At 62.6% G+C, this 14,797-nt stretch carries 13 protein-coding genes and 1 pseudogene; 3 read left to right on the top strand and 11 right to left on the bottom strand.

Annotated elements, in window-relative coordinates:
- Window positions 1–45: 45 nt before the first annotated feature.
- The 4 genes from ACZY0R_RS12460 to ACZY0R_RS12445 all read right to left on the bottom strand — a co-directional run bounded on the left by ACZY0R_RS12460 (window position 46) and on the right by ACZY0R_RS12445 (window position 4,858).
- Window positions 46–1,449, bottom strand: coding sequence for a short-chain fatty acid transporter (locus tag ACZY0R_RS12460; protein WP_488858670.1), 1,404 nt, complete (start codon window positions 1,447–1,449; stop codon window positions 46–48).
- Window positions 1,450–1,514: 65 nt separating this feature from the next.
- Window positions 1,515–2,627, bottom strand: coding sequence for a Rieske 2Fe-2S domain-containing protein (locus tag ACZY0R_RS12455; protein ID WP_488858669.1), 1,113 nt, complete (start codon window positions 2,625–2,627; stop codon window positions 1,515–1,517).
- Between the two features lie 57 nt (window positions 2,628–2,684).
- Window positions 2,685–3,698 (bottom strand): PDR/VanB family oxidoreductase, encoded by a 1,014-nt coding sequence (locus ACZY0R_RS12450; protein WP_488858668.1) that lies wholly within the window; start codon window positions 3,696–3,698, stop codon window positions 2,685–2,687.
- Between the two features lie 275 nt (window positions 3,699–3,973).
- Window positions 3,974–4,858: a LysR family transcriptional regulator gene (locus ACZY0R_RS12445; protein WP_488858667.1), complete on the bottom strand. Its 885-nt coding sequence runs from the start codon at window positions 4,856–4,858 to the stop codon at window positions 3,974–3,976.
- A 97-nt stretch (window positions 4,859–4,955) separates the two neighbouring features.
- Between ACZY0R_RS12445 and ACZY0R_RS12440 the strand changes: the two are divergent.
- Window positions 4,956–5,078 (top strand): annotated as a pseudogene (locus tag ACZY0R_RS12440) (transposase); the annotation flags it as partial.
- A gap of 305 nt (window positions 5,079–5,383) precedes the next feature.
- On the opposite strand, the gene ACZY0R_RS12435 reads toward ACZY0R_RS12440, so the two are convergent.
- The 4 genes from ACZY0R_RS12435 to ACZY0R_RS12420 form a co-directional block, all read right to left on the bottom strand.
- Window positions 5,384–6,424: a CaiB/BaiF CoA transferase family protein gene (locus tag ACZY0R_RS12435; protein WP_488858666.1), complete on the bottom strand. Its 1,041-nt coding sequence runs from the start codon at window positions 6,422–6,424 to the stop codon at window positions 5,384–5,386.
- Complete coding sequence (locus ACZY0R_RS12430; protein WP_488858665.1) at window positions 6,421–7,602, bottom strand: acyl-CoA dehydrogenase family protein; 1,182 nt, start codon at window positions 7,600–7,602, stop codon at window positions 6,421–6,423. Before ACZY0R_RS12430 ends, ACZY0R_RS12435 begins: the two co-directional genes overlap by 4 nt.
- Window positions 7,603–7,672: 70 nt before the next feature.
- On the bottom strand, window positions 7,673–8,677 hold the full coding sequence (locus ACZY0R_RS12425) for a tripartite tricarboxylate transporter substrate binding protein (protein WP_488858664.1): 1,005 nt from the start codon (window positions 8,675–8,677) through the stop codon (window positions 7,673–7,675).
- A 61-nt stretch (window positions 8,678–8,738) separates the two neighbouring features.
- Entirely contained in the window at window positions 8,739–9,572 is an 834-nt protein-coding gene (locus ACZY0R_RS12420) for an IclR family transcriptional regulator (RefSeq protein ID WP_488858662.1), read from the bottom strand.
- Between the two features lie 122 nt (window positions 9,573–9,694).
- Between ACZY0R_RS12420 and ACZY0R_RS12415 the strand changes: the two genes are divergently transcribed.
- Window positions 9,695–10,927, top strand: coding sequence for a CaiB/BaiF CoA transferase family protein (locus ACZY0R_RS12415; protein WP_488858661.1), 1,233 nt, complete (start codon window positions 9,695–9,697; stop codon window positions 10,925–10,927).
- A 115-nt stretch (window positions 10,928–11,042) separates the two neighbouring features.
- Window positions 11,043–11,234, top strand: a complete 192-nt coding sequence (locus ACZY0R_RS12410; RefSeq protein WP_488858660.1) for a hypothetical protein — start codon at window positions 11,043–11,045, stop codon at window positions 11,232–11,234.
- Between the two features lie 119 nt (window positions 11,235–11,353).
- Here ACZY0R_RS12410 and ACZY0R_RS12405 read toward each other — a convergent pair whose 3' ends face one another.
- The 3 genes from ACZY0R_RS12405 to ACZY0R_RS12395 all read right to left on the bottom strand — a co-directional run bounded on the left by ACZY0R_RS12405 (window position 11,354) and on the right by ACZY0R_RS12395 (window position 14,644).
- A complete protein-coding gene (locus tag ACZY0R_RS12405) occupies window positions 11,354–11,935 on the bottom strand; it encodes an NAD(P)H-dependent oxidoreductase (RefSeq protein WP_488858658.1) in 582 nt (193 codons plus the stop codon).
- Window positions 11,936–11,976: 41 nt separating this feature from the next.
- Entirely contained in the window at window positions 11,977–13,464 is a 1,488-nt protein-coding gene (locus ACZY0R_RS12400; RefSeq protein WP_488858657.1) for a carboxylesterase/lipase family protein, read from the bottom strand.
- 382 nt (window positions 13,465–13,846) lie between these two features.
- Entirely contained in the window at window positions 13,847–14,644 is a 798-nt protein-coding gene (locus ACZY0R_RS12395; protein ID WP_488858656.1) for an IclR family transcriptional regulator, read from the bottom strand.
- Between the last annotated feature and the right edge of the window lie 153 nt (window positions 14,645–14,797).

The raw sequence follows: 14,797 nt of genomic DNA, 5'->3' as shown, positions 1-14,797 counted from the left end.
CTGGAATCGGGCCAGCAGACGAGATGCGCCTGCCGGGCGTTGCCGTCAGACGCCGGTATGGGGCACGACCAGCAGATAGAGCAGACCGAAGAAGGTCCCGGCGGTGATGAAGCTGACCAGCGTGAAGCCGAGCACTCGCTGCACTCCGACTCCAGCGATGGCCACCACCGGGATGGCCCAGAAGGGTTGAAGCAGGCTGCCCGCCAGTTCGCCAGCGGCCACCGCCATCGAGGTGCCAGCCAGGGTGGAACCGAGCTGCTGGGCGGCCGGGATCGTGAAGGGGCCTTGGACGGCCCAGTGGCCACCGCCGCTAGGAATGAAGATGGTGATGACGATGGAGCCCAGGTAGCTCCAGAACGGCAGGGTGTCGCCGGACGCGAAGCGGATGAAGGATGCCGACGCGACTTCCGCCAGCCCGGTTGCATGCATGATGCCCATGATGCCGCCGTAGAAGGGGTACTGCAGCAGCATGGGGCCGGTCACCTTGGCGGCTTCCGTCACGGCATGAACATAGGCCCCGGCGCTGCCGTGCAGGCACAGGCCGCCTAGCAGGAAGATGAAGATCACGGTGTTGATGTCCAGCCGGATACCGGTCGCGCTCCATTGCTGCACCAGGTAGGCAGCGCCCGCCACGACGAAGACCAGCGCGCACAGGCGTGACCGCTCGAGCAGGCCGGCCAAGCCGTTGCGGCGCTTCGGCTCAGTCGCCGCGGCTTCGCTGGCTTCAATGGCCTTGGGGTCGGCGGCGATGATGTCGCTGTCGGACGGACGCATCATCATGAAGACCAGCGGCAACAGCAGTGTCGCAATCAGTCCAGCCGCGAGATTCCAGAGGGAGAAGACCGTATGCGAGAGCGGCACCACGGCGTGCGTATGCTGCTCGACGATATTGAGCGGATTCCCAGGCGTGGCGATGGAAAGGGCAATCGAGCTCGACATGCCGGTGAACGCCCACAGGACCCAGGCGGTATAGCCAGCGGCGACGAGCCAGGCAAAGTCGACCCGTACGCGCTTGGCGACCTCCTTGGCTAGCATGGCGCCGACCACCAGCCCGAAGCCCCAATTTAGGAAGGTTGCGAAAGCACCGACGATCGAGACCAGTGCAACGGCCGAGAGGGGACCGGTGGCGAGCATTGTGAGGCGTTGCAGGCCACGCTTGATCATGGGCGCGCTGGCCAGCGCGTAGCCTGTCACCAGCACCAGCACCATCTGGAAGGCGAAGGTGAAGATGCCGAAGATTCCCTTGTACCAGCCGGCCAAGATGTTGGTGACGGTGCCACCCGCGGCAAAGGCGGAGGCACAGGCAGCCGTCATCACTGTCAGGAGAATAACAATGACAAACGGGTCGGGCATCAGCCGCTCGAACAGATATACACATGAGCTGATCGAGCGCTGCATCCACGTCTTCTGTGACAGCGGTCCGGAAAGAGCGAGTTCCTGTGCTTCCATGATTTGTCTCCACACCAGAATGTTGCGGGCCCGTCGGAGGGCCTCTGTAGGCTATCTCTTGCGCGCTATGCGACGGCCGCAGTGGCGGGCTGCGGATGAATCGGGATGACGGACTTCTCCTCCAGCCGCTCCTCCCGCTGCAGGGTCATCAGGATCTGGCGCGCGCGGCGCAGGGCCTTGTCGGTCTTTAGGAACAGCTCGGAATAATCGTCCTCCGGATAGGCGAACATCGCCTGCTGCCGTTCCAGTGCCCACTGGTCCTGCGCAACCACGGCGGGGAACATCTCGGCAACCTTGTGCGCGGTTGGGATATCTGGGTCGCTCAGCGTGGTATGGCCCTTCGTGCACGACACGTTCCAGCGCCAGACGAGGTTTGCCTCGTCGACCGGGTAGTGCAGGTGCAGTAGCGTGTATCCGCGTTCCATCTCGGTGCCGAGTTGGCCCTCAGGCGCTACATGCATCTCGACACGCGTCAGGCCCGGGCTGACCATGCAGTGCGTATGCAGGCGCTCGACTTCCTCGTAGTGGAACCACTCACGCAGGTAGGGTGGCTGCTTGTAGCCGTGCACGTGGCGGAGCGTTTTGACGTACTCGTAGCCCGCGTCGATGCCTTCCTGCAGTTGCACGGGAATAAGGCTGTTCTCCTTGTCGCCGATGTTGCCGTCATGCAAGGGATAGAAGTGTGTGATGTCAAGCAGGTTCTCGATCAGCAGCAGGTAGTTGGCCGGCACTTCTAGCGGCTGGGGCGAGCCGACCCCCACCTTGCCGGGATCAGTCACCTCCGGCGTGCGGGGGGGTTCGATGTTCGCAGCGGCCTTCTGGTCGCCTGGCCAGACCCAGACGACACCGTCCCTCTCGCGCACCGGCACCCCATGCAGGCGCGCCTGGGGCGGGATCTTGCCGGGCTGGGACGGAATCTCCACGCATTGGCCGGTCGCGTCATAGCAGAGGCCGTGATACGCGCATTCGAGCCGGCCATCGTCAAGCAGCTTGCTCTGGGAGAGTGGGAAGCGCTTGTGACAGCAGCGATCGTCGAAGGCGACCACCTCGCCATCGTCCGTGCGCCACATGACGACTGGCTTGCCGGCGATCTTGAAGCCCTTGAGCTCATGGAAGGGAAATTCCCGCGAGAAGCCGATGGGATACCAGCAATTCTTCACGTACTCGAACTTGCTCATTTCAGTTGTCTCCACGTTTTTTGGGGGGAATGACGAACGAGCGCGGCGCACGCCGGCTCAGAGGTCGAGGGTCAGGGTCTGGCTCTTGGCGCGGCAGCAGCAGATCATCACGAACTCCTGCTGATCATCCTCGTCGAGGACGCTATCGCGGTGAACGGGATCGCCATCGAGATAGCGCGTCATGCAGGTCCCGCAGTAGCCTTCCTCGCAGGACACGTCGACTTCCACCGCGTTTTCCCGCAATACCTGGACGATGGTCTTGCCGGGCGGCACGGTGAAAGTCTTTCCGCAGCGTGAAAGCGTGACGTCGAAGGGTTGCTCTGCCTCAGCAGATGCGCTGGCCGGCTTTGACGCCGGCGCCGAGAAGCGTTCGCAATGCCGGGTGCCTGCGTGCCAATGCGCGGAACTGGCTTCCACTACGTCCATGAAGCGCGACGGGCCGCAGTAATAGAGGTGCGCGCCGGCCGGCTGCTCGCGCAGGACGGCACTGAGATCGAGGCCATTGGCGGGGTCGCCGCCATCATGGTGGATGCGGGCGATGCCGGTGTGGACGAGCGGCGAGAGATCGTCGAGGAAGGCCGTGCGCTGCGGGGACCGAGTGCAGTAGTACAGCGTGAAGGTATCGCCTCGTGCCAATGCCGCCGACATCATGGATTTGATGGGGGTAATGCCGATGCCGCCCGCTACGAATACATGGTGCGAAGCGTCATCCGCCAGCGGGAAATGATTTCGCGGCCCGGAAATCGTGATACGGTCGCCGGCGACGAACTGATGGATCGCGGCGGAACCGCCTCGCCCCGCCGGCTCCTTGAGGACGGCGATGACGTAGCGGCTGGTGTCATGCGCGCCGCTGCAAATCGAATACTGGCGAATCAGCCCGCCCGGTAAATGGACGTCAATATGGGCGCCTGCCGAGAATGCCGGTAATGGCATGCCGAAAAGGTCTGCCAGCTCAAATGCCAGGATATCTTCGGCAAGTTCGCTGACAGAGCGAATCGAAACGGGGAATTTCCCGGCGGCCCGGTCATTAGCTGTGACGGTATTGAGCCTGCTTTCGACGATGAGGTCCATCGCGGTCTCCTGGAGGGTTGCCCGACCGCGTCGCTTGAGCAAATCGCGGCGGTCAGGTCGTCGTGGTTTGCTCAAGCATAGAATTTCGACTGTTTAATTCAAACGATATTTTCTGGCGCTATCACATCAATAAAATTGATGTTTTTGGAGGACGAGAAACTTACGTTCTTATGGTAAGAAGAGGTGAATGATGCGAGAAAGCCGGTTGTGACGTGCCTTATCAAGCGCGTTTGTGCCTTGCCCAGGGGTTTCTACCTAGCCGACGGTGGAAACCCTTACTTCTGAAAATCGCTGATATGTCTGGCGAGTTCGGCGATCGCGCTCGGGAGGGAGTAAGTGTGCTCCGGAGAAACAGCGGCGACAAACTCGACGGGCTCAAGAGGATCTCGGACGTCGATAATCTCGAGTTGCCCATCATCGAGTTGCCGGCGGTAGTTGGGAATCGGCAAATAGGTAATTCCCATTTCGGCCATCGCGAGCGAAGCCGCGACGCCCATGCTCTTGCAGCGCGCCAGATAGCGGCAATGGGCGTGATCGCGCTGAAACCAGGCGTTGATGGCGGCGCTATGGAAAGACTGGGGCTTCAAACCGATCACCGGGTACTGCGCAAGCTCCGACGGCGCGTAGGTCTTGTGTGCCATCTTCAGGCCCGGGCTCGCCATCCAGGCGAATTCGACTTTGCCGAGTGGGATTGTGGAGACGTCCTGCATGCGTGTGTGCCCGGGAGCCAGCACCAGATCCAACTCGCCCTGCGTGAGGGCATCCATCAGGTCGTTGGTGAGTGCTTCGTCGATTTCCAGCCTCACTTGCGGATACTGCCTGGCTATGGCCTTGATCAGTGCGGGGAGCCACGTAGTCGATACGACTTCAGCTGCCCCCATGCGGACGGTGCCACTCACCGCGCTTGGCGCCGCAACGCGATGCGAGAGTTCCGCTGAAAGGTTCAGGATGCGTGCGGCATAGTCGAGCACCTCGCGTCCATGAGGCGTCAGCCTTGCCTTGCGTTGTGTCCTGTCAAAAAGCTCAACCCCGAGGCTACGCTCAAGCTCGCGCAATCGCATGGAGACGGTGGACTGCGTAGCGCAAAGTCGCTCGGCTGCTGCCGCAAAACCGTCGAGCTGAACAATCCAGTAGAACGTTTCGAGTTGCTGTAGCGTCACGGCTTTCTGTCGCCTCCCGTAAGTGCATTGCAGGAGAAAGCATACAGGACGCCAGGGGCCAAACGGTTGCGCCGGTTCGATGCCGGCGGCGCGCTAGCTTGATGTGGGTGAGAACGTGCTGCGCAAATGGGTGCGGGAGGCGCCGGCCGACCCGCCGCATGCCTTCCCTGGCCCGGGGCTAATGAAGCCGGAGCAAGCTGAGAATGAGCGTTTGAAGCGAATGTCCGATAAGCGTCAATCAACGGTCACCCGGGACGCGGGGGAAGATCGGCTCCATATCAGCCGTTACAGCCATTCAGGCTAGCTGGGACGAACGTCTCAGATGGGTCGAGAACGGCCGTTCGCCCTTGGCTGGTGAATGGCGATTCGTCGGCCAAAACGGACATTCAGCCCATCGGACGGCTCGCATCGCGGCGCTGATCACGCAACTTTCAATTGCAGAGGCGCGGTTGTCGCGTGAGCTGCAAACGGAGCCTTGGTGCACAGGCGAGTGGCCGCCAGCCTACGGGCCGCCCTGGGGAGCGATCAGCACCAGTCAAACCGTGGTGCAACATTAGGGCGTGCCCCGGTCGTTTCCGCGAGTTGACCATCGCGGCGTGCCTGATGGACCGGGTGAGAAAGTGCTTCAGTCAGATCGAGGACCGGCGTCACGCAGGTGTCGGTGCGCTCGAACAGCCGCTCCCAATGTTCGCGCGGCGCCATCTTGAACCTCGCGGAGATGCGACGCTCCAGTTCAGGCCAATGCTGACGTTCGTTGCGCGGCGGCAGTTCTGTCTCCGCGAAACCCAGCCTTGCGACAAATGCATCATAGAAGCGTTGTTCGATGGCACCGACGGCCATGAACTTGCCGTCCGACGTCTCGTACGTTCGATACCACGGCACGCCGCCGTCAATGACGTTGCTACCTCGTTCAGACCGCCATGCGCCATGTGCCAGCCTGCCGAAGACGGCGCTCAGCGTATGGAGGCTACCGTCCACCATCGCGGCGTCGATGACACAGCCCTGCAGTTTGCGAGACTCGTCCCAGCCTGCTGCGAGAATCCCGACCACAAGGTATAGTGCACCGCCGGCCAGGTCGCCCAGCACGTTAAGAGGCGGTATTGGACGGCCTCCAATCTCGCCAATCGCTGCCAGGGCGCCAGTCATGGCAATGTAGTTGATGTCATGCCCAGCCACATTGGCCCATGGCCCCGTTTGGCCCCAGCCAGTGAGACGACCGTAGATCAAGCGCCGATTGCATCGGTGGCACGCATCCGGCCCGAGGCCCAGACGCTCCATCACCCCTGGACGGAAACCCTCGATGAGGACGTCTGCCGATGCAATTAGATCCATTGCCGCGCGCTTTCCTGCTTCAGCTTTCAGATCCAACTGCACGGTATTGCGGTCCCAAGTCGCAATGTCCCCTTCCGCCGAGACCGGAACCCCGAGGTCACGCGGGGTTGGCGGCTCGATCCGAAGCACCTCGGCGCCGTGCTGTGCTAGTAGCAGCGCGGCAAACGGCACCGCCCCGACGGTCGCGAACTCCACCACGCGCATGCCGGCGAGCGGCCGGTTGGCGGCGCTCATTCCCTGGACTCCGCGATATCGAGCGCGCTGGCGCGCGCCTCCATGGTGCGCCGCGCGATATTGAGCTGGTGGATCTGCGTGGTGCCCTCGTACAGGCGGAACACACGCACATCCCGATAAAAGCGCTCGGCCACGGTTCGCGCCATATAGCCGCTCCCGCCAAAGACCTGTACCGCCCGATCGGCCACACGCCCCGCCATTTCGGAAGCGAACATCTTGCACATCGACGCTTCCATGGTCACATCGCCGCCATTGTCGCGCTTGCGCGCTGTCTCCAGGACCAGGGCGCGCGCCGCATGCACTTCGGTGTTGCTGTCGGCAATCATCTGCTGCACCAACTGATAGTCGGCGATCGGACGGCCGAATTGCTGGCGGGTGCTGGCATAGCGAACCATCTCGTCGACGAGCCGGATCGCTGGACCGATGCACAGGCCGGCAAGGTTGATGCGCTGCTTGTTGAGCGCCTTCATCGCCGTCTTGAAGCCCCGGCCAGGCATTTCCCCGACGATGGCCAAGGCCGGAACCCGGCAGTCCTTGAGGTAGACGTCGCCCACCGGCGAGCCGTGCTGGCCCATCTTTCGCTCGGCCGGCCCGGTACTCAACCCCGGCGTACCGCGCTCGATCAGGAAAGCGCTGATGCCGTGCGCACCTGGCTTGTCGGGATCCGTTCGGGCAAACACCGTGAACAGGTCGGCCAGCGGCGCATTGGTGATGAAGCACTTCGCTCCGTTGAGGACATAGTGGTCCCCATCCCGAATCGCCTCCGTGCGTAACGAGGTCGCGTCGGATCCGGACTCCGTTTCCGTCAATGCAAAGCAGCCTGTCAGCTCACCCGACGCCAGCCGGGGCAAGTACCGCGCTTTCTGCGCCTCGGTGCCATCGGTCACGAGGGACTCGGATGCGATGCCGGTATTGCCGCCAAAGCGGGCGCGAAACACGGTCGCTGCCTGGGAAACCTCGATATTGACCAGCGTCAGTTCCTCGGCAGTGAGACCGGCGCCGCCATACGCCTGGGGAATGCTGTGGCCAAACAGGCCCAGCGCGCGCATTTCCTGCACCACGGCCTCGGGGATCATGTCGCTCTGGTCGATCTCGGCTTCCAGTGGAATACAGGTTTCAAGCACGAAGCGACGAATACTCGCCAACAAGGCGTGCAGGCCGGACTGGTCTGTGATCATGGGATGTGGGCCTCTGGCCAAATGAAATAAGGGAAGCACGACGCAAAGCGTAGCCGCGCGCTGTCAGGGCTTATTGAGCGGTGATGCCGGACGCTTTGAGCACCTTGGCCCATTTACGCGACTCGCCGTCGACGTATTTGTCGAACGCGGACGCGGTCTGTGGGTACACGTCCATGCCAAGCTCCGAGAGGTGGCCAGCGGCATCGGGAGATGCCACGGCCTGCGCCACAGCATCGGCCAGCTTCCGTACGATGGCATCCGGCGTCTTACGCGGTGCGACCAGCCCAAACCATGCGCCAGCCTCATAGCCGGGCAAGCCCGCGGCCTCGGCCACCGTGGGCACATCGGGCAGTCCCGGATAGCGCTTGGCCGATGTCACGGCAAGGGCGCGCAGCTTGCCGGCCTTGACGTGCGACTGGGCGATCGCTACCGTAAGCGCCATCATGGAGACGCGTCCGCCCAACAAGTCGTTCAACGCTTCGGGCTGCCCCTTATAGGGGACATGGGTGATTTGAACGCCGGCGCTCTGCGCCAACAGTGCTGCTGCCAAGTGATTGGAAGTACCAATGCCAGCGCTGGCGTACGTCAGGGTATCGGGGTGCGCCCGAGCATCGTCGAGCAGGCTCTTCAGCGTCAGCAGCTTGGAAGACGCCGGCACGGCGATGACGTTGGGAATCATGCCGAACCCACCGATCGCCCGAAAATCGCGTTCGGCATTCCACGTAATGCTGGCGTTCAGCAACGGCCCCACCGCGTGGCTTGGACTGACGGCGAGCAACGTGTATCCGTCCGGCGCCGCCTTGGCCGCTGTGTCCGTGCCGATCGCGCCTCCCGCTCCCGCTTTGTTCTCGACAATGATGGGCTGGCCCATGGATTTCGCCATTTTCTCCGCGACGATCCGCGCCACCGAATCGACCACGCCGCCGGCCGAGAAAGGCACGATGATCTTGATAGGCCGATCCGGATAGCGCGCAACATCTTCCGCTGCCCTGGAGGCAACCGGCCATATGCCTGCCAGCATTGCGCAAGTCAGCAGCCCAATCGTCAGGCGTGCAGGATGATTCGTCATATTCATTGCTGTCTCCGTTTGGATGGTTTCTTCAGCGGCTTTTATGTGCCGCCTGTGGGGCGACGCGCTATCGCATCAAGCCAAACTCGATTTGCCGCACTGCCTCCAGCAGTTTCGGGGCGACCTCTCGCTCCAGGAAGCCGTCTTTATCCCGCAACGCAGCGACCGTGCAGTTCATTGCAAACGGCTCCTGTTGCGCGCTCTGCCGGATCGGCGCGGCGATCGCATGGATCTCCGGCCGCCACTCGCCACGGCTGACGCAAAAGCCGCGCGCGTTAAAATTCTGCTGGTCCCGCGTCCACATCGGCTTCTCCAGCTTGAACCGCTCCGGATCGTCCACGCGCAGGCGGTTCAGAACCGCGTTACGTTCCTCCGCGCCGCATCCCAGCAGCAGGGCGCGCCCGATCGAACTCGACAGGACTGGACGGGTACTTCCGATGTCGGGCTGATACACATTCGCGGGGTCGAGCCGGCAACTGTCCACATACACGACGGTAAGCCGGTCTCGCATGCCAAGGTTTACAGTGCAGCCCGTTTCGCGGGCAATGGCCTCCATATACGGCCTGGCGACCTGGCGGATGGAAAGCCCCGCGAGCATCGGATACGCCAGCGCCAGGACTCCAGCGCCCAAGCGGTACTTCTGCGTTCCAGGGACCCGGCTGACGAAGCCCAGCAGACACAGGGTGTAGGTCAATCGCGAGACGGTGGCCTTCGGAAGCCCGGTGCTGACCACAATGTCCTGGTTGCCCAGAATCGGCCGGACCGGCGTGAATGCCCGGAGTACCTCCACCCCTCGCGCCAGGTTGGTCGCGAACTGTCGGTCGTGGGAGAGTTCCTCTGCGCAAGCGAGGCCGGAAATCGGAGTCTGTTCCATGGCAGGTGTGCTCTTGATGGGTTTCATCGTGGTATCCGAGGGTAGCTAAGTCAATGATGAGGCAAAACGGTTTCGCTGTGCGGAACGGTCCTTGCGTGCTCATTCTTATTGGTCCACGCTGGTCCTGCCTGACTCCAAAGCGACCCGACATGAACCACACTGACTCCACCCCCTCGCGGCAAACCTCGCAGACCGGCCCGCTGAGCGGCGTGCGCATCCTTGACATGGCCACGGTCGTGGCGGGCCCTTTCGCCGCCACGCTTTGCGGCGACATGGGCGCCGAGGTGGTCAAGCTGGAACTGCCGGACGGCAGCGACCCCCTTCGCGGGCTGGCCCCGGTCAAGGACGATCTTTCTCTCTATTGGAAGGTGACCAACCGCGGAAAGAGAGGCATCTCCCTTGACGTCAGAACCCCACAAGGCCGGGAGCTTTTTCTGCGCCTGCTGCCGCAATTCGACGTACTGGTCGAGAATTTCCGCACCGGGACGCTGGATCGATGGGGCCTGGATATCAGCACCTTGCACGCAACCAACCCGCGCCTGACGGTGATGCGTCTGACCGGCTTCGGGCAGACCGGCCCCTACGCATCCCAGCCGGGATTCGCACGGATCTTCGAGGCGATGAGCGGCTTTACCAACCTGTGCGGCGAACAGAGCGGCAGCCCGATGCACATGAACTACCCGGTCGGCGACATGGTGGCCGGACTGTTTGGCGCGTTCTCCATTGCGACGGCTATCGCGGACAAGCGCAGGGCGCCGGACGCGCCGGGCCGGGAGATCGATCTCTCGGCCACGGAGGCGCTGCTGCGCGTCCTGGAGCCGCTGGCGGTGGAATACGAGCAACTGGGACAAGTGCGCCAGCGCGCGGGCAACCGCGCCACCTACACCGCTCCCTCGAACATGTACAGGACCGCCGACAACCTGTGGGTGTCGCTGGTCGCATCATCGGACGCCACGTTCCGACGTCTCGTTGAGGCAATGGGGAGTCCGGAATTGGCGGATTCGGGCGCGTACAAGAGCAATCCCGACCGGATCCGAAATATTGAGCCGCTGGACGGAATGATTGCCGCGTGGTTTGCCTCGAGATCTTATGAAGAAGTGGTAACGGCGCTCCGAGTCCGGGAAGTGCCGTTTAGTAAGGTCTTCAGCATAGCCGATGTGGTGAATGACCCGCATCTGCGTGCGCGTGAGGCGATCGTCCGCCTAGAGGATAGCGACCTGGGAACGATACCGGCGCCCTGTGTGGTGCCACGATTCTCCGGCTATGACCCGCGGCCGCCTCGCAGCGGCCCCGCTACCGGTGAACACAACCAAGCAATCTACGGCGAGTTGGGTATCACGGCCGCACAACTGGAAACACTGAAGGCTGCTGGGATCATTTGACGCGCGGCTTCGGATCAGAACACAAAATGCATCGATACGAGCCGACGGCTTTGATAATCATATAGCCGGCCTGGCCTCGCCACGGGAGGCGCTGAGGTTAGAGTCAAGGTGTGACGTGCACTTTGACCTGACGGAGGCCGACATGAAGTACTGCGGAATAGACCTGCACTCGAACAACAGTGTGATGGTGGTCAGTGATGCGGAGGATCGGATCGTGCTGCAGCGGCGCCTGCCCAATAATCCGGAGCAGATCCTGTCGGCCCTTGCGGCCCATCGAAATGAGCTAGTGCGATCCCAGCGGCAGTAGCGACTCACCACAAGGCAATGACCGTTTTGGCCGATGAACGGCCGGTGACAGGGAGCCACCACAACGACGGCAACCGTCCAGGAAGCGGACATCCAACGCATGTGTCTGCCAAGCTCCGGTCAGTTCCCGCGCGCGCCATATGCACGCATGTTCTCCATCCAACGGGCACGTCTCCTCTCGTTGGCAAAGGTAAGCCCATAGAGGTTCTCGCGGATCGGCTTGATCCCGGCGAAACTCAGCATACTGCGCTCGAATCCGCGGACTCCGTATGCGCCAAAGTACCAGCGATACAGCAGCGCTGGCATTCCCATGGTCACGACGATGCGTGCCGAGCGGCCGGCGAGCAATCGTCTGGGGAACCCTTTCTTCTTGTAATCCATGGCAAAGCCGGGCCGAAAGATGTGTTCGAGGAAACCCTTGAACAGCGCCGGCATGGTTCCGTGCCATAGCGGAAACAGAAAGACCCAATGCTCCGCCCAGCGCATGTCCTCCCTTGGCTGCTCCAAAGCAGGAGGCAGTATGCCAGTCTCGAACTCAGCCTGCGTGCGAAGCAGCGGGAAGTCGAGCTTCGCCACCTCGATGCGCCGTACGTCGTGTCCCGCCGTGGTCGCGCCCTGAGCGTAGGCGTCTGCCAGCACATGCAGCAGGTGATGGCCCGACGGGTCTGGATGTCCCTGGATGATCACGATGCGCTTGGACATGCTGGGGGCGAAGCTGTTGGGGAGACCGGCGGTACAACGCGCTAATGCACGCCGTGCCAGAGGGCAAGCCTCACGGCCAACGGGTCGTCTACGACGGCAGACGGCTTGTCGAAGCGCATCGTTGACCTGTGGACCGGATCGTAGGTGGGCCAGCCGCAATCGCCATTGACGGCGAACGCAACCCAGGCCCGGTGCATCGCGTCGGCGAGCGACTGTGGCGGTGTTGGGCCGACGAGCGCCTCCGTTCCGGGGCCCAGAGTATCGAAGATGAATGGTATCTCCACCCCATGCGCCGCGCCCAGCCGACCTCCCAACTGTGGCGAGCGCCAGGCGAACTCATACATGTACGTCGAAACCCGGGCATTCGCCGCGTGGGCGTCCGCGAGTCGAACGGCAGGGATGCGCCAGTACCAGTCCGTCTGGATCTCCGAGAACAGGTCACCGGCGGTGGCCGTAGGATGCGCTGCGCGGTAGCCGCTCAAGCCTTCGGCCGACAGGCCGTAGGCCGCCACCAGCGCCAGGAGTGATGCCTCGGTAATGCGATCTATGGCTCCGCTGGAGACCAGGAAAAGCCGGGTCTCCTCGGTATTCGAGCCGACCAACAGTGCCGTGTTCGCGGCCGCTCCCGCGCGAATGGCGTCGATCGGGGGGGCCGGAAGAATTGCTCCATCGACCGTGGGCGCCCACGGGAGGCCGCTAAGCGCGACCTCTCCCCAGAAAGCCGGGTCCAGATCGGCAATCAGTTCCTCGCGCAATTGCGCCTGGGCCTGGAGAACCTGCTCGGGCGTGGTTGAGGCAATCGCCTTTCTGGTGGCGTCGACCTTCAGGAGGGTCGCCAGCCTGTGGCCAATGCGTTCCGCCGTGGCGGCCGAAGTGACATGCGGTGTGTTTCCGCTTTCCACGATTGCCCGCCGAAATAGCCCTTGCGCGCGTGGCATGGTAAGGAGGGTTGCGACGCTCATCCCGCCGGCCGACTGCCCGAAGATAGTGACCTGACCTGGATCCCCGCCAAATGCATCAATGTTCTGCTGCACCCACTCGAGCGCGGCGATCTGGTCAAGGAGCCCGAGATTGGCGAGACCGTCGCCCAGATACAGGAAGCCCTCCGCGCCCACCCTGTAGTTGATAGTGACGCACACCACCCCGTCGCGCGCGAAGCGGCGGCCGTCATAGATAGGGGTTGCCCCGGTTGCATGGAACTCGAACATCCCACCAGGAATCCAGACCAACACCGGGCGCCCGGGTGCTCCGGGTTCAGGCGTCCAGATATTGAGCGTTAGGCAGTCCTCGCCTTCGCCAACGAGTTCTCCGAGTGCTTCCGCGATGCCGGGCGGGTACGCAACCTGTGGCGACTTGGGCCCAAACGAGAGCGCATCGCGCACGCCACGCCAGGGTGCTGGGGATTGCGGCCGTCGCAGTCTGTTAATGCCGAATGGTGGGGCAGCATATGGGATGCCCTTGAACGCGGACACGCCATCACACCTGAGGCCTCGCAGCTTGCCAAGATGGGTTTCGACAATCGGGTACATGGCCGGCTCCCCGAAAGGTGGGCACTTGGATAGGGAATAGTAAAGAAGGGCCGTGGCTGCTTTGCGCTGGATCAAGGGCAAGCGAGTCCTGGATGTCCCCGCCCCGACATCGGCAGCGTTCCAATTGCTGAGGATCACCGACCGCTTCACCGACCGCTCAAGATCGGGAACCGCCCTTCGCGCCGTCGCGGCTCGAAGGGTGATTTTTCGGCCCTTTCTGCCGCTCGTCCAGTAGCGCTTGCAAGCGCCGGATCGGATAAGCCTTGAGCCAAATGGTTTGGCAGTGCGCAGGAAATGGCCGCTCCCGGAGCCGGCCATCCAGCCGCAAGAAGCTAAACGCCGGTTAACTAAACAGCCTGGGCGCTGCGCCTTGCAAGCACTGCTACTTGCCCCGGTAGCCGAGGCGCTTCGAAACGGCCTGCGCACAAGTATCCAGTGCTTTGGCCACCGGCCCGTCCCAATCGGTATCAACCGTGCCGGTCGGTCCCATGATGGTGATCGTCAGCGCAATGTTTCCCGAGTAGTCGAACACCGGCGCGGAAAAGGCAACGATCCCTGGCGTGGGATGGTTGATGCTACGGGACATGTGGCGCGCCCGCGTTTCCCTGATCATTTCCTCGACCACGACAGCATCCAGCGGATGCGCGATATCCGAGCCGAGCCGTATGCGATCGTCCAGCAACAGCTTCTCGGTGAACTGACGTGGCAGGAACGCCGAGAAAACCCTGCCGGTCGCGGTATTGGCCAGCGACATGACAGTGCCGGTGCGGATGTTCGTGTGGATCGGATAGGACGCATCGATCAGCCGCACGATGACAGGCCCAAGATTTCCCCAAACAGCGAGCGCGACCGCGTGCGACGTTTCTTCCGACAGCGCTTCGGCGAACGGCGTGGCCTCGCGGATCGGGTTGAGCGTCTGCAAGCTGGTCAGTCCGAGCTGGATTGCCATCGGGCCGAGCAGGTAGTGACCCGTGACCGGGTCCTGGGCCACGAGCCCGATCTTCCCGAAACTCACCAGATACGGATGGATCTTGCCGGACGGCATGTTCGCCGCCTTCACGAGGTCGCGTAGCGCCATTGGCCGGGCCTCGGAGGCCAGCACCTTCAGGATTTCTCCCCCGACTTCGATCGACTGGATGCCGCGGCGCTCCCGCTCGGGTGCCGACTCGGTCTGGTCCACGGTATGTCCCTGCCATGAGATGGATAGTGCGCGCAGTATAGCACTAGATATTATCTAACGCTAAAGCGTAGGGTTAACATGTAGATAATTTCAATCGCGCTAGTATTAATCTAGCAAACATGGCGGCGCCGCTTTCCTCGGCCATACCGCCCG

The organism is Cupriavidus sp. F041 (assembly GCF_057814235.1).
This window is presented reverse-complemented; position numbering and strand designations above follow the sequence as displayed.

Coding starts and splice junctions, on each gene's coding strand:
- ACZY0R_RS12460 (WP_488858670.1), bottom strand. CDS start 1,449: ATGGAAGCACAGGAACTCGCTCTTTCCGGACCGCTGTCACAGAAGACG.
- ACZY0R_RS12455 (WP_488858669.1), bottom strand. CDS start 2,627: ATGAGCAAGTTCGAGTACGTGAAGAATTGCTGGTATCCCATCGGCTTC.
- ACZY0R_RS12450 (WP_488858668.1), bottom strand. CDS start 3,698: ATGGACCTCATCGTCGAAAGCAGGCTCAATACCGTCACAGCTAATGAC.
- ACZY0R_RS12435 (WP_488858666.1), bottom strand. CDS start 6,424: ATGAGCGCCGCCAACCGGCCGCTCGCCGGCATGCGCGTGGTGGAGTTC.
- ACZY0R_RS12430 (WP_488858665.1), bottom strand. CDS start 7,602: ATGATCACAGACCAGTCCGGCCTGCACGCCTTGTTGGCGAGTATTCGT.
- ACZY0R_RS12425 (WP_488858664.1), bottom strand. CDS start 8,677: ATGAATATGACGAATCATCCTGCACGCCTGACGATTGGGCTGCTGACT.
- ACZY0R_RS12420 (WP_488858662.1), bottom strand. CDS start 9,572: ATGAAACCCATCAAGAGCACACCTGCCATGGAACAGACTCCGATTTCC.
- ACZY0R_RS12415 (WP_488858661.1), top strand. CDS start 9,695: ATGAACCACACTGACTCCACCCCCTCGCGGCAAACCTCGCAGACCGGC.
- ACZY0R_RS12405 (WP_488858658.1), bottom strand. CDS start 11,935: ATGTCCAAGCGCATCGTGATCATCCAGGGACATCCAGACCCGTCGGGC.
- ACZY0R_RS12400 (WP_488858657.1), bottom strand. CDS start 13,464: ATGTACCCGATTGTCGAAACCCATCTTGGCAAGCTGCGAGGCCTCAGG.